This window comes from Streptomyces sp. NPDC001410 (genome assembly GCF_042895235.1).
Lineage (GTDB): Bacteria > Actinomycetota > Actinomycetes > Streptomycetales > Streptomycetaceae > Streptomyces.
In genome coordinates this window covers 194,451-208,543 of the sequence record NZ_JBIAWE010000012.1, presented here as the reverse complement: position 1 = coordinate 208,543, position 14,093 = coordinate 194,451, and the positions used below count along the sequence as shown (strand labels likewise).

Annotated in this window: 12 protein-coding genes and 2 pseudogenes; 5 read left to right on the top strand and 9 right to left on the bottom strand. The window is 72.4% G+C overall.

All coding sequences use genetic code 11. The features are described 5' to 3' along the window. Positions 1-32 precede the first annotated feature (32 nt). The 6 genes from efeB to ACFY3C_RS26815 all read right to left on the bottom strand — a co-directional run bounded on the left by efeB (position 33) and on the right by ACFY3C_RS26815 (position 6,259). Complete coding sequence (efeB, locus tag ACFY3C_RS26840; protein ID WP_390772540.1) at positions 33-1,316, bottom strand: iron uptake transporter deferrochelatase/peroxidase subunit; 1,284 nt, start codon at positions 1,314-1,316, stop codon at positions 33-35. Between the two features lie 8 nt (positions 1,317-1,324). Continuing rightward, positions 1,325-3,301, bottom strand: coding sequence for a copper resistance CopC/CopD family protein (locus tag ACFY3C_RS26835; protein WP_390772539.1), 1,977 nt, complete (start codon positions 3,299-3,301; stop codon positions 1,325-1,327). 13 nt (positions 3,302-3,314) lie between these two features. Next, entirely contained in the window at positions 3,315-3,770 is a 456-nt protein-coding gene (locus ACFY3C_RS26830; protein ID WP_390772538.1) for a copper chaperone PCu(A)C, read from the bottom strand. Beyond that, a complete protein-coding gene (locus ACFY3C_RS26825) occupies positions 3,767-4,420 on the bottom strand; it encodes an SCO family protein (RefSeq protein WP_386572562.1) in 654 nt (217 codons plus the stop codon). The genes ACFY3C_RS26830 and ACFY3C_RS26825 overlap by 4 nt, the downstream gene beginning before the upstream one ends. A gap of 91 nt (positions 4,421-4,511) precedes the next feature. Further along, positions 4,512-5,255: a YcnI family protein gene (locus ACFY3C_RS26820; protein ID WP_390772537.1), complete on the bottom strand. Its 744-nt coding sequence runs from the start codon at positions 5,253-5,255 to the stop codon at positions 4,512-4,514. Positions 5,256-5,431: 176 nt separating this feature from the next. Further along, positions 5,432-6,259, bottom strand: coding sequence for a hypothetical protein (locus ACFY3C_RS26815; RefSeq protein ID WP_390772536.1), 828 nt, complete (start codon positions 6,257-6,259; stop codon positions 5,432-5,434). 243 nt (positions 6,260-6,502) lie between these two features. Between ACFY3C_RS26815 and ACFY3C_RS26810 the strand changes: the two genes are divergently transcribed. The 5 genes and pseudogenes from ACFY3C_RS26810 to ACFY3C_RS26790 form a co-directional block, all read left to right on the top strand. Continuing rightward, entirely contained in the window at positions 6,503-6,946 is a 444-nt protein-coding gene (locus tag ACFY3C_RS26810) for an ATP-binding protein (protein ID WP_386572556.1), read from the top strand. Positions 6,947-6,984: 38 nt separating this feature from the next. Beyond that, positions 6,985-7,563 (top strand): GNAT family N-acetyltransferase, encoded by a 579-nt coding sequence (locus tag ACFY3C_RS26805; RefSeq protein WP_386572555.1) that lies wholly within the window; start codon positions 6,985-6,987, stop codon positions 7,561-7,563. Positions 7,564-7,682: 119 nt separating this feature from the next. Further along, positions 7,683-8,606, top strand: coding sequence for an intradiol ring-cleavage dioxygenase (locus tag ACFY3C_RS26800; protein ID WP_390772535.1), 924 nt, complete (start codon positions 7,683-7,685; stop codon positions 8,604-8,606). Positions 8,607-8,623: 17 nt separating this feature from the next. Beyond that, a pseudogene (locus ACFY3C_RS26795) lies at positions 8,624-8,953 on the top strand (triphosphoribosyl-dephospho-CoA synthase); the annotation flags it as partial. A 339-nt stretch (positions 8,954-9,292) separates the two neighbouring features. Beyond that, positions 9,293-9,796 (top strand): annotated as a pseudogene (locus ACFY3C_RS26790) (triphosphoribosyl-dephospho-CoA synthase); the annotation flags it as partial. Here the strand turns inward: ACFY3C_RS26790 and ACFY3C_RS26785 are convergent. The 3 genes from ACFY3C_RS26785 to ACFY3C_RS26775 all read right to left on the bottom strand — a co-directional run bounded on the left by ACFY3C_RS26785 (position 9,771) and on the right by ACFY3C_RS26775 (position 14,050). Then, on the bottom strand, positions 9,771-11,015 hold the full coding sequence (locus ACFY3C_RS26785; protein ID WP_390772534.1) for an MFS transporter: 1,245 nt from the start codon (positions 11,013-11,015) through the stop codon (positions 9,771-9,773). The pseudogene ACFY3C_RS26790 and the gene ACFY3C_RS26785 sit on opposite strands and share 26 nt — an antisense overlap. Positions 11,016-11,083: 68 nt before the next feature. Next, on the bottom strand, positions 11,084-12,448 hold the full coding sequence (locus ACFY3C_RS26780; RefSeq protein WP_390772533.1) for a PLP-dependent aminotransferase family protein: 1,365 nt from the start codon (positions 12,446-12,448) through the stop codon (positions 11,084-11,086). Between the two features lie 93 nt (positions 12,449-12,541). Beyond that, the gene (locus ACFY3C_RS26775) at positions 12,542-14,050 is read right to left on the bottom strand and encodes an aminopeptidase P family protein (protein WP_390772532.1); all 1,509 of its coding nucleotides are present in this window, start codon (positions 14,048-14,050) and stop codon (positions 12,542-12,544) included. Positions 14,051-14,093 lie beyond the last annotated feature (43 nt).

Sequence of the window (14,093 nt, the reverse complement as noted above, 5' to 3'; positions counted from 1 at the left end):
CGCCACTCGACCGGGTGGTTTGAAACCCGGAATCACCCCTCCAGCAGCCGCTGTCCCACGTACTCTCCCTCGGCCGCACCGCCGGGCACCGCGAACAGACCGCTCGACTCGTGCCGGATGTACGTGGACAGCGCGTCCCCGCGGTCGAGCTTGCGCTGCACCGGTACGAAGCCGCGCAGCGGGTCCGCCTGCCAGCAGACGAACAGCAGCCCGGCGTCCGGCGTCCCGTCCGTGTCGATGCCGTCGTGGTAGGAGAACGGGCGCCGCAGCATGGCCGCGCCGCCGTTCCGGTCGGGCCGGGTGATCCGGGCGTGGGCGTTGATCGGGACGACGTACTCGCCCTTGGGGTCCGCCTTCTCCAGGTCCATCGGGGTCGTCTCGCTGCCACCGGACAGCGGCGCCCCGTCGGCCTTCCGGCGCCCTATGACCGCCTCCTGGGCCGTTTGCGACAGCTTCTCCCAGTCGTCGAGGAGCATGCGGATACGGCGTACGACGGCGTAGGAGCCGTTCGCCATCCACGCGGGCTCTCCCGAAGCGGGCACGAAGATCCGCTTGTCGAAGTCGGCGTCGGCCGGCTTGGGGTTGCGGGTGCCGTCGAGCTGGCCCATGAGGTTGCGGGCCGTCATGGGGTGGGCCGTGGCGCCGGGGGTGCGGTTGAAGCCGTTCATCTGCCAGCGGACCCGGGCCGCGCTGCCGGCGTCCTTCTGGATCGCGCGCAGTGCGTGAAAGGCGACCAGGGCGTCGTCGGCGCCGATCTGCACCCAAAGATCGCCGTCGCTGCGCCTCTTGTCGAGCTGGTCGGAGGAGAAGTCGGGCAGCGGGTCGAGGGCGCCCGGCCGCTGCTTCTCCAGACCGGTCCTGCCGAAGAAGCTGTGACCGAAGCCGAAGGTGATCGTCAGCGCGGACGGGCCCGCGTCCCGGGCCACATCGGTGTCGTCGTGCGGCGCCACCTCGCCCGCCATGAGCCGCTCGGCCGTCGCCGACCAGCGGCGCAGCAGGGCCGCCGCCTCCTTGCGGCCCGCGCCCGCCGCCAGGTCGAAGGCGACGAGGTGGCCGCGGGCCTGCAGTCCCTCGGTGATGCCGGGCTGATGTTTCCCGTGAAACATCGCCCGGTCGGAGCCCACCGAGGTCAGCGGGGTGGCCTGGGCGGGCGCGGCCGCGTAGCCCACGGCTGCGCCGGCCGCGCCGAGAACGAGCCCGGTGGCCCCGGCGGTGCCGATCAGCGCGCGCCGGGAGATGCCGCGGCCGCCGTCGGCAGCGGGCTCCCGCACCGCGGACTCGGGCGTACGGGCCTGGGGAAGGGACTGGTCGGGCATGGTGGGGTTCAGCCGATCTGCGCGTTCTTGGAGACGGTCACCTGGTCGATGTCGGAGGTCCGCACGGTCACGGCGATCTTCCAGTCGCCCGCCATGGGGATCTGCACGCTGCTCGCCGACCAGTGGCCGGTGGTGATGTGGTCGGGGGTCACCGGGAGCGGCCCGATCTTCTTCGCCGTGAGGGTGAAGGCGACCTTCACCTCGGGGACGTCGAAGGCGCGCCCGTTGGGCCGCTGGACGTAGACGTGCATCTCGTTGCCGCCCACGCGCGCGGGGTCGAGGTCGACCCGCACGAGGCCCTTGCCGTCGGTGCCGCCGGTGTCGAAGGGCATGTCCAGGGTCAGCGTGCCGGAGGAATTCGACGAGGAGGAGGACGAGGAGGACGACGTGGCCGCCTGGGCCTCCAGCTCGGTGCGGCCCGGCTCGGTCTGGGTGAGCCAGGTGGTGACGGCGAGCAGCACGACCGCGACGCCTGCCTCGGCGAGCACCGAGCGGCGCAGACCGAAGCGGTTCGCGTCGGCGTCCCGGAGCCGCTTCTGGCGGGCGGTGTCCACCGCGGCCCGCTGCCGGGCGAGCTGGGCGGCGCGCTTGTCGTCACCGGAGACGGCACCCTTGCCGGTGTTCTTCTCGCTGCCCTTGTCGGCGGCGGCCTTCGACGCGGAGACGTGCTCCTTCTCGCGCTCCTCGTCGCGTTCCGTCTCGCGTTCCTTCTCGGGCTGCTGGGCCTTCTCGGCGGCAGCGACCGCGTCCGTGACGTCCGCCAGGCGTCCCGTCCAGCGCCGCGAGATCCACGCGATGCCCACCAGCAGCGCCACCAGCCCGATCTTGACCAGCAGCAGCTGCCCGTACCGGGTCTCGGTGAACGCGGACCAGGAGCCGAGCTGGCGCCAGGACTGGTAGGTGCCGGTGGCGACCAGGGCGAGGACGGAGCCGAACGCGAGGCGGGAGAACCGGTGGACGGCGGCCGTCTCGATCGGCGTGTCCGCGGGTGCCCGGTACAGGGCGACGAGGAGGGCGGTCAGACCGCCCAGCCACGCGGCGACGGCCATCAGGTGGAGGACGTCGACGGGCATGGCGATGCCCGGCTGGAGCCCGGTGGAGGCGTGCTCGGCCATGGCCCAGCTCGCCGCGAGCCCGGCGGCCACGACCACTCCGCCGATGCCGAGTCCGAAGGTCAGGTCGCGCTTCTCCTCGCCCTCCTCCCGGCGGTTGTAGGCGCCGAAGAGGACGGCGATGAACAGTGCGGCGGCGGCGAGCAGCAGCAGCCGGGAGACCAGCGCGGCGCCGGTCTTGGTCTGCAGCACCTGGCCGAGCAGGTCGAGATCGAAGACCTCCCCGAACTTCCCCGAGGAGGTGTAGGAGCCGCGCAGGAGCAGCAGCCACAGGGTGGCCGCGGTGAGCGCGAGCCAGCCGCCGACCACGAGCCGCTGCAGGGCCCGTACGCCCGAGCCGCGCTGCCAGCAGGCCAGCACGAAGGCGGCGCCGCCCGCCAGCACGATGAAGCCGGCGTACGAGACGTACCGCCCGAACGCGTAGAGCCAGCCGACGACCGTGTCGCCCGCCGCGGTTCCCACCCCAGAGACGACGGTCTGCGAGGGCGCCCCGATGGAGAAGGTGAAGGCGCCGGAGACGGGGTGGCTGTCCGCCGAGACGACCTGGTAGGCGACCGTGTAGGTGCCCTTGGCCAGGCCGCTCTTCAGCTTCACGGCGTACGTCGTCCCGCTCACGTTGGCGGGCGAGCCCACCTCGGCGTTCTTGCCCTTGGGGTCGAGGACCTGCAGCGAGTCGTCGTTCATCGCCACCTTCTCGGAGAAGGTGAGCGACACCTGGGTGGGTGCCTTGTCGACCACCACCCCCTGTGCGGGGTCGCTGCCGGTCAGCGCGGCATGCGCGGAGGCCGGTGCGGCGCCCGCGAGCAGCGCGCCGGCGACGGCGAGAAGCAGCAGCACCAGGGTCCGCAGGCGGGGGGTGATGGTCCGCGTCAAGGTGGTCCCTCCCTCAGTGGCCGGTCGACGGGTTGTACGTGGCGGACTCCACCGGCATCTCGACGGTGAGGGGCCCGGACTTGGCGAAGGTGAGCTTCAGGGTGACCTTCTGACCCTGCTCCGGCCTGCGCTTCAGCTTCTCGAACATCAGGTGGTTGCCACCGCTTTTGAACACGAGTTGACCATGCGCCGGGACGGCGAAGGAGGTCTTCTCCTCCATGGCCCCGCCGACGGTGCTGTGCATGGTGACCTGGCCGGCGACATCGCTGGTGACCGAGGTCAGCTCGTCCTTCGTACCACCCTGGTTGGTGATCGTCAGGAACCCGGCGGCCATGTCGGCGGAGACCGGCTGGGGCATGTAGGACGCACTCACCGACAGCTCGGCCTTGGCGGAGTCGGAGCCGGTGCCGCAGCCGACGAGTGCGAGGGCGCCCGCGAGCGCGGCCGCGGTCAGGACGGCACGCCTCACGGCTTGGCTCCCTCGACGAGCTTCGGCAGGTCCTTGGTGTAGTCGTCGACCGTGGCGTCCTCGCCGTAGAGGACGTAACCGCCGTCGGTCTTCGGCGAGAACGCGATGACCTGGGTGCCGTGCACCGAGACGATCTTGCCCTTCTTGTCCTTAGTCGTCGGCTCGATGGAGATGCCGAGGGAGCGGGCGCCGGCCTGGATGGTGGAGAAGTCGCCGGTCAGGCCGATGAACTGGGTGTCGATGCCCTTGAGCCACTTGCCCAGTTCGGCGGGGGTGTCGCGCTCGGGGTCGGTGGTGACGAAGACGACCCTGAGGTCGTTCTGCTCGGCCTTGGGCAGCGCCTTCTTGGCGACGGCGATGTTGCTCATCGTCGTCGGGCAGATGTCGGGGCAGTGCGTGTAGCCGAAGTAGACGAGGGTCGGGTGGCCCTTGGTCTCGGCACGCAGGTCGTACTTCTTGCCGTGCGTGTCGGTGAGGACCAGGTCGGGCTTCTCGAACGGCTGGTCGAGGACGGTCGCGGCCTTGCCCGAGTCGGTCTCCTCGGAGACCACGGCGACGGGCGACTTTCCGTCGCCGCCGCTGCCGCAGGCGGAGAGGGTCAGGGTGGCGGCGGCGAGCAGCGCGGCCGCGGCGAAGGTCTTCTTGCGCATAGAAAAATGTCCCAGATGTGAGAACTCCGGTGCGCACCGGGGTCGTACGACAGCCTCGCACGACCCCTTGGTGCGCCTGCGGAACGGTGGGTCAGGCGGTCCGGCGGCGGCCGGCGAGGACGCCGTAGGCCACGCCCGCGACACCGATGACGATGCCGACCACGCCGAGCACGCGCGCGGTGGTGTCGCTGTCGCCCTTCGCGTCGTCGTCGGCGGCCGTCGTCTCGTTCTTGCCGTCGGCCTTGCCCTCGGACTTGTCGGAGGCGTCCTCGGCGGTCGAGGCGCCGTGGTGGTCGCCGGTGGCGGCGGACAGCTCCAGCACCGGGGCCGGGTTCTCCGGCTCGGCCTGGCCCTCCTGCGGCACCTCGATCCAGCGCACGACCTCCTTGTCGGAGTACGTCTGGACCGCCTTGAACACGAGCTGGTCGGTGTCCTCGGGCAGGGCGCCGACGGAGAGCGGGAACTTCTGGAAGTAGCCGGGCTCGATGCCCTTGCCGTCGGCGGTCCAGGTGACCTTGGTGACGGCCTCGTCGATCTTCTCGCCGTGCAGGGTCAGCGGCTTGTCGAGCTTGGACTTGGTGACCTTGACGTTCCAGCCGGCGAGGGGCTGGGGCATGACGGAGGCCAGTGGGTGGTCGGCGGGGAAGGTCACCTCGAGCTTGGTGGTCGAGGTGTCGTCCCGCTCGTTGGGGACCTTGAAGTCGACGACCGCGTAGCCGCCCTTGGCCGCGGTGCCTTCGGGCTGCACGCTGACGTGCGCGAAGGCGGGGGCGGACAGCGTGAGAACGGCCGTGCCGGCGACGGCAGCGGCGGCGGCGATACGAGAAGCCTTCATGGCGGGGAGCACTCCACTCCGAATGGGTTCCGGTGGTGATCAGGAGTACGCGTGCGCGTGGCGGTACCACTCGTGGTGCCGGATGCCGATGTGCGCACGCGCGCGTGCCGCACGACGGCGGCCCCTCCTGTCCGGTTCTCCGTTTCCGGCTCCGGTGGAGTGATGGTCGCGTCGCGTCAGGCGGCGAGGAGGAACGCGGCGGCGGGCGGGCCGCGCCGGATCACCGTGTGCTGGAGTGCGGTGGTGTGCGGGGCGGGTTCCTCGTCCCGGTCGGTACGACGGCCCCGCGGGCCGGGCTCGGCCGCGGGCAGCAGCCCGGCGCACAGGGCGTGCGCCAGCGCGAGCGCCCCGCGCAGGGATCGTGCGAGCGCCCCCTCCGTGACTCCGTGCGCCGACAGCTCGATCAGCCGCAGCACGGCCAGGTCGCCTCGGCGCAGCAGCCATCCGGCGGCCAGGGCCGCGAGGACGTGGCCGAGAAGCATCGGCAGGGAGGGCAGCAGCGACGCCGAGGAACCGGTGGCGTCGGCCATGTGGTGCATGGCCGGCGTGGCTCCCACGGCCCGGCCCGAGGGGTCGATGAGGTGCGCGTCGAGCAGGAGCCGGTAGGCGTGCCCGGGGGTGAGTGCCGCGGGGCTGGACCCGCACACGAGCCGGGCGGCCCGCTCGACGAGCGCGCCGCTGCTCAGCGACCCCTCCGTCGGACTCATCGACATCGCGCCGGTCGTCCCGTGCTGACCCAGCCCGAACAGCGTGTGCAGCACGGTCTGGCCGAGCGCGAGGAGCGCGGCGATGCCGGGCAGCGAGCGCTGCCGTCCGGCGAGCGGTGCCACCAGCAGCAGGGAGCCCAGGAATCCCGCGCCGAGCGTCCACAGCGGCACGCGCGCGCAGGAGGCCAGTGTGTGCCCGGCCGCGGCCAGCGCGACGCAGACCGCGGCGAACACCGCGGCCCGCAGGAACCGGAGCCCGGCTCCGGGGCGCGCCGTGCGCGGGTGGGGGGTAGTCATGGCGGCCTCATCATCGCACTGGCCTTGCCCCGTTCCTGTGGCAGGGCACGGGATCCGGCCTCGGCGAAAAAGATCACCACAAAGAATGGAAGATCACCCTCCGCCCGGGGACCTGCTCTCATACACCGATTCCTCCCGGGACGCATCGACCGTATGGGCGGAGTCACGTCAACGGTGTGCTTACGGCCGTGCACGGGCGGCAATAGGTAACGGTATGTCGAGCCGCAGCCAGGAGGCTGGAGCATGAGCATCTGGTGGTCACTCCATCTGCGGCGTGAGGCTGCGAGCGTCCCGCTCGCCCGGCGGCTGCTGATCGGCACGATGGAGACGGCGGGCGTCGACCCGGATGTCTCCTACGACCTGTCCGTCGCCCTCAGCGAGGCCTGCGCCAACGCGGTCGAGCACGGCGGAGGATCGCGCGACGGCTGCTCGGAGGCCTACCGGGTGACCGCCTACCTCGACGGCGAGAAGTGCCGGATCGAGGTGGCCGATTCCGGGCCCGGGTTCACCCGGACCCAGGACATCAGACCCGCCCGCGCGGACGCCGAGCACGGTCGCGGGCTCTGTCTCATCCGGGAACTCGCCGATCACGTGCACATCGGCGCCAAGCCCGGCCGGGGCGGGACGGTGGTGAGCTTCGACAAGATGCTCAAGTGGAAGAAAGATCCTTCCCTGCTTACGGCATGACGGTCCCTCTCCCGAGTCCGCGCCGCTATGGTGCGCGCATGCATGGCAGAGACATGGAATTGCAGCACGAGAAAATAGCGGGCGGAGTGATCCTGCGTCCGCTCGCCGCGGCCGACGCTTTCGCGCTCGCCTCCGCCTATACGGAGAACCGTAAACACCTGGAGCCGTGGGAGCCGGTCAGACCGGAATCCTTTTTCACCGCCGAGGGCCAGGCGGAGCGCATCGACGGGCTGCTGCGGCAGTTCGCCGAGGGCGCCGTGGTGCCCTGGGTGTTCGAGGCTCCGGACGGCCGGATCGTCGGGGCGATCACCTTGTCCGGTATTTCGCACGGCCCTTTCTGCAGTTCCTATCTCGGGTACTGGGTGGCCGCCGACCAGCAGAACAAGGGGCTGGCCAGCTCCGCGGTGCAGCAGGTCTGCCGTATCGCCCGGGACACGATCGGACTGCACCGGATCGAGGCGTCCACGCTGACCGACAACACCGGTTCGCAGCGGGTTCTGGCGAAATGCGGATTCGAAGCGATCGGACTTGCGCCCGACTACCTGCACATCAACGGGGAATGGCGGGACTGCCGGCTCTTCCAGCGCGTGCTGCACGACCACGCTCCGGTCCCGTAAGGGCGCGTTCTCGCCCAAGGGTGCCTTTTCGGCCTTCTTCTCGGACTTCCCTTCCTTCACAGCGCTTTCCCAGGTCATGCCCATCGGACTGACAAGCGGCGTTCCTAACTTCCTCGGCCATGACGGGAAATCACAGAAACACCTCGATCACCCGGCGCCGGGCCCTCGCGGTCACCGGCGGCACGGTGGCGGCCGGCGGCCTCGCGGTCGCCGGCTACCAGTCGGCGTTCGCCGAAACGGCCACGGACGCCGAGGCGAGCGCGACGGCCTCGGCGACCTCGACCAGCGGCACCTGCATGCAGCTGCTGTCGAGCGTCACGGAGGGGCCGTACTACCTCGACGGTGCCTTGGTGCGCAAGGACATCACCGAGGGCAAGAGCGGTGTCCCGCTGACCCTGCGGCTCACGGTCGTGGACGCCACCGACGGCTGTACGCCGGTCTCCGGCGCGGCCGTCGAGATCTGGCACTGCGACGCCTGGGGCTACTACTCCGGCTACACCACCGCCAACCCGGGCGGCTCGGCCCCGGCCGAGAGCGAGGAGGGCGACAGCGCGAACGACAACACGTATCTGCGCGGCTATCAGATCGCCAATGCCAACGGGGTCGTGAAGTTCGAGACGATCTTCCCTGGCTGGTACACCCCGCGCACCTGCCACATCCACGTCAAGGTGCACACCGGCGGCGAGAAGGCGGACGGCACCTACGAGGGCGGCAAGGTCAACCACACCGGCCAGCTGTTCTTCGACGACGACATCGCCGAGGAGATCTTCGCCCTGGAGCCGTACTCCCAGCACACGGGCAGCTACACCACCCTGGCCGACGACATGGTCTACGACGGCGGAGGCGCCGCCGACGGCCTGCTCACGCTCAAGCCCGTGCACAAGAGCGACCTGTCCAAGGGGTACAAGGGCTTCCTGACGCTGGGCATCGACCCGGACGCGGAGAACACCGGCGCGGGCAGCGGCGGCGGGGGCACCCCGCCGAGCGGCGCCCCCACGGGTGCCCCGCCGACCGACGCCCCCTCCCCCTCGGCGTCCTCCTGACGGCTCGGGGGAGGGCGATGAACACCCGCGAGGACGAGGCGCTGGCGCGGGCCGCGGTGGCCGCGCTCACCGGTCAGCTGGCGCTGACCCCCAAGCCGGGGCTGCCCGACCCGCGCGACCTGAACGCCCTGACCGTCCACGCGGACCACCGCACCCTGCGCTGGTCCGCCAAGGCGCTCACCCCCGGCCTCGCGGCCATGGCCGCAGCCGCCCGCCGCACCGCCGAACCCACACCGGCACTCCGCGCGGAACTCGGCGCGATCGGCCGCTGCACCGAACACACCGTCACCCTGGCGGGCGGCGGCCACCGGGGCGCCCTGTGGGTGCTGGGGCTGCTGGTCGCTGCGGTGGCGGTGGAGTCGGGGGTGGGTGGGGGCGGTCGTGGGTCCGGTGCCGGTGGTTTGGTGTCGGGTGCGGATGGTCGTGGGTCCGGTGCCGGTGGTTTGGTGTCGGGTGCGGGCGGTCGCGGATCCAGTGCCGGTGGATCGGCGTCGGGGGCGCGCGGCCGCGGGGCCGGCAGTGCTGCCCGCCAGTCCGGGGCTGCCGGTGTTTCCGGGTCCGTCCGTGAGTCCGGGGCTGCTGGTGTCTCCGGGTCCGTCCGTGAGTCCAGGGCCGCCCGCCAACCTGGGGCCGCCGGTGTCTCCGCGGCCGTCGGCGAGTCGGAGGCTGCCCGCGAACCCGGCAGGGCCGCCCGAGACCCCCGTGCCCGCGCCCACCGCATCACCGCGCTCGCCCGGCAGATCGCCGTGCACCCCGACCGTGGGGCGCCGGCCCGGCCCACCCGGGGCTCTGCCGTCTCCGTCAGGTTCGGGGCCGCGGGTGCGAGGGGTGAGGCGCGGGCCGGATTTCCGCATGTGCGGCGGGCGTTGGACGCGTTGGGCGCGGCGCGGGCGGGCGGTGCCGACGAGGTGCGGGCCCGGCTGGACGCCCTGCTCACCGTGATGTCCACCCTGCAGGACACCGAACTGCTGCACACCGCGGGCCCGCTCGGCCTGCGCCGGGTGCAGGCGGGTGCCCGCGCCGTCCTGGAGGCGGGCGGTACGGCGACGGCGGCCGGCGCCGAGGCACTGGCCGCGCTCGACGCCGACCTGCACGCGCGCGCGTGGAGCCCCCGTGGCAGCGCGGGGCTGCTTGCGGGGGCGTTGTTCCTGGACGCGTTGCCGGTCAGCCCGCGAGTGCCGGCTCGGTGACCGTCCGCTCGGCACGGCCGGCGGCCCGGCGGGCCGCCGGCCCCATCGCACAGGCCGCCACCGGCATCAGCGCGCCCAGCAGCAGCCAGCCCGGGGTGCCCCAGCCCATCAGCAGCGAGGTCACCACCAGCGGGCCCAGGGTGCGGGCCACCGTGACACCCGTGCCGAAGAAGCCCTGGTACTCACCCATCCGGTCGGCCGGGGCCAGGTCGAAGGACAGCTGCCACGAGCCCGCCGACTGCTGCATCTCCGCGACGACCTGCAGCACCGCGCCGGCCACCAGGATCACCGCCGCGGGCCACGCGGATTGCCCCGCCGACAGCGCGAACACCGCGCAGGACGCGAACATCACGACCCCGGACCGGCGCAGCACCCGTACCGCCGTGGCCAGCCCGGTGACGGCTCGGGCCGCCCGCACCTGGAACAGCGTGACGGCCCCGGTGTTGAGGACGAAGAGCACCGAGGCCAGCCAGGCCGGCGCCCCGGTCCGCTCCGTGATCCACAGCGGCAGCGCGAGGCTCAGCAGTGGCAGACGCAGCAGCAGTACGGCGTTGAGCAGCGCGAGGAGCGCGTACGGGCGGTCGCGCAGGACGGCGAACCGCTGCTCGCGGCGCTCGCCCGCCACAGCCACCGCAGTCGCAGTCGCCGTCCCCGGCACCGATGCCACCGCCGGCAGCCGCAGCAGGATCAGCGCGCACCCTACGAAGCACACCGCGTCGAGCAGCAGCACCGCCCGGTACGCCCCCGCCGTACCGGCGTTCAGCGCGAGCCCGCCGAGCGCCGCGCCGACCGCCAGCCCCCCGTTCAGCGTCGACTGCAGCCGTGCCAGCAGCCCCGTCCGCTCCCCGGCGGGCACCAGCCCCGCCAGCAGCGCCTGCCGGGCCGCCGCCAGACCCGACTGCGCCGAGGCGTAGGCACAGGCGGCGAGGACGAACGGCACGAACCCTCGCACCAGGAGGAACGCCCCGACCGCCGCCGCGGTTCCCAGCGCCAGCAGCACCGCCGTCCCGCGCGCCCCGCGCCGGTCCGCGAGCCGCCCGAGCGGCACCCCGACCAGCGAGCCGACCGCCCAGGCGAGCGTCAGCCCGAGCCCCACGCGCGCGGGCGCGAGGCCGACGACCCGCGTGAAGTACAGCGCCGAGGTGACGTAGAAGGCGCCGTCCCCGACGGAGTTGGCGAGCTGGGCGAGAGCCAGGAAGCGCTGCGGGCGGATCGTCATACCGATGACGCTATGGGCTTATTGGCTCCGTCATCAGGCCCAATATGCTGCTACTTCGCTGGCCCACTTCAGGCCTCCAGGACCTTCGCCAGCACCTCCAGCGCCTCCGGATACGCCCGCTCGCGGGGAGTGCCGTAGCCGACGACCAGGCCCTGGGGCCGGCCCTCGGCGGGGGTCTGCCAGTGGCTGCCCAGGTGGCCGACGGCGAGTCCCTCCGCCTCGGCGCGGGCCAGCGCCTCGGCCTCGTCGGGGACGTCGATCAGCGCGTGCAGCCCGGCCGCGATGCCGCGTACGTTGCGCCGCGCCCCCAGCCGGTCGAGCAGCTGGTCCCGGCGGCGCCGGTAGCGCAGCCGGCACGCGCGCACGTGCCGGTCGTAGGCGTGGCTGTCGATCAGCTCGGCGAGCGCCAGCTGCCCGATGGTCTCGGTGTGGTGGTCGCTGTGCAGCTTGGCGTCGGCGACCACGTCGACCAGCTGCGGCGGCAGCACCATCCAGCCGAGCCGCAGCGCGGGGCCGAGGGTCTTGGAGGCGGTGCCCAGGTAGACGACCTGGCCCGGGGCCATGCCCTGCAGCGCGCCCACCGGCTGGCGGTCGTAGCGGAACTCGCCGTCGTAGTCGTCCTCGACGATGAGCCCCCCGCGCGCGCGTGCCCAGTCGGTGAGCGCGCGGCGCCGCTCGGGGTGGAGGGTCACACCGGTCGGGTACTGGTGGGCCGGGGTGACCACCACGGCGGCCGCCTCGCCCAGTTCTGCGGGACGCACCCCGCGCTCGTCCACTCGCACCGGCAGCACGGTCCCGCCGTTGCGCCGCACCACCTCCCGGTGGAAGGGCAGCCCCGGGTCCTCCATGGCGATCGAGGCGCCGTCCAGCACGCGCGTGAGGAGCGCGAGTCCCTGGACGTACCCGGAGGTGATCACGATCCGCTCCGGCGGCGCGAGCACCCCGCGCGCCCTCCCCAGGTAGCCCGAGAGCGCGGTGCGCAGTTCGATCCGGCCGCGCGGGTCGCCGTAGTCGTACGCCAGTGAGGGCGCCGTCGCTATGGCCCGGCGCAGCGCGCGCAGCCAGGCCGCGGCCGGGAAGGCGCCCACGTCGGGACTGCCCGGCCGGAGGTCGAAACGCGGCGCACGCGCGTGTGGCGCCGTTCCCGGCGCTTCCTCCCGCAGAGCCGGCAGCTCGGCGACCCGGGTGCCGGAGCCCTGCCGGGCCGTGAGATAGCCCTCGGCGACGAGCTGGTCGTACGCCGACTTCGCGGTGCCGCGCGAGATGCCGAGTTCCGTCGCGAGCCGCCGGGTGGCCGGCAGCCGGGTGCCGGGTGCGAGCCGCCCGTCGCGTACGGCGTCCCTGAGCGCCCGTTCCAGACCGACCCGGCGGCCGTCGGCCGCGTCGGGTTCGAGATGCAGGTCCACGCCCACACCGGACCAGAAGCTCTCCACGAAAACCCTCCCCCTAGGCACGTGAATCCCGCGCACGCGTACGGACACGCCGATGGCCGGGCACCTTCCGGGTGCCCGGCCACCAGTGTCTTATCAGCCCTTGAGGGACGCCATCCAGGCCTCCACCTCGTCGGAGCGGCGCGGCAGGCCGTCCGAGAGGTTCCGGTTGCCGTCCTCGGTGACGAGGATGTCGTCCTCGATGCGGACGCCGATGCCCCGGTACTCCTCGGGCACCGTCAGGTCGTCGGCCTGGAAGTACAAGCCCGGCTCGACGGTGAGGACCATGCCCGGCTCCAGCGTGCCGTCGACGTACGTCTCGGTCCGCGCGGCCGCGCAGTCGTGGACGTCCATGCCGAGCATGTGGCCGGTGCCGTGCAGGGTCCAGCGGCGCTGCAGGCCCAGCTCCAGGACGCGCTCCACCGGGCCCTCGACCAGGCCCCACTCGACGAGCTTCTCGGCGAGCACATGCTGGGAGGCGTCGTGGAAGTCGCGGTACTTGGCGCCCGGCTTCACGGCCGCGATACCGGCCTCCTGGGACTCGTACACCGCGTCGTAGATCTTCTTCTGGATCTCGCTGTACGTGCCGTTGATCGGCAGCGTGCGCGTGACGTCGGCGGTGTACAGCGTGTGCGTCTCCACGCCCGCGTCCAGCAGGAGCAGGTCGCCGGAGCGGACCGGGCCGTCGTTGCGGACCCAGTGCAGCGTGCAGGCGTGCGGGCCGGCCGCGCAGATGGAGCCGTAGCCGACGTCGTTGCCCTCCACGCGCGCGCGGAGGAAGAACGTGCCCTCGATGTAGCGCTCGCTGGTCGCCTCGGCCTTGTCGAGGACCTTCACGACGTCCTCGAAGCCGCGCACGGTGGAGTCGACGGCCTTCTGCAGCTCGCCGATCTCGAACTCGTCCTTGACCAGCCGGGCCTCGGAGAGGAAGACCCGCAGCTCCTCGTCGCGCTCGGCGGTGACCTTGTCGGTCAGGGCGGCCTCGATGCCGGCGTCGTGGCCGCGGACGACCCGCACCGGGCCGGTGGCCTCGCGCAGCTTGTCGGCCAGCTCGCGCACGTCGGCGGCCGGGATGCCGTAGAGCGCCTCGGACTCGGTCAGGGAGTGGCGGCGGCCGACCCACAGCTCGCCCTGGCCGGAGAGCCAGAACTCGCCGTTCTCGCGGTCGGAGCGGGGCAGGAGGTAGATCGTCTCCTTGTGGCCCTCAGCGGTGGGCTCCAGGACCAGGACGCCGTCCTCCGTCTGGTTGCCGGTGAGGTACGCGTACTCGACCGAGGCGCGGAAGGCGTACTCGGTGTCGTTCGAGCGGGTCTTCAGGTTGCCCGCGGGGATGACGAGGCGCTCGCCCGGGAAGCGCGCGGAGAGCGCGGCACGGCGACGGGCGGTCTCGGCGGCCTGCGCGATCGGCTGCAGGTCGTGCAGCTCGGTGTCGGCCCACCCGGACTTCATGTTCTCGGCCAGCTCGTCGGAGACACCCGGGTACAGGCCGTTCTTCCGCTGCTTGATGGGCTCCTCGGACTCAGCTTCCGGGCCCGCTGCGGTAGCAGCTTCATCGGGCACAGCCGGGTTGAGCTCGTCGGACACGTGATCCTCCTCGGTACGCATGTGATCTCCCCCCGGGCCCGCGACGCTCGTGCTTGTGGCCGAG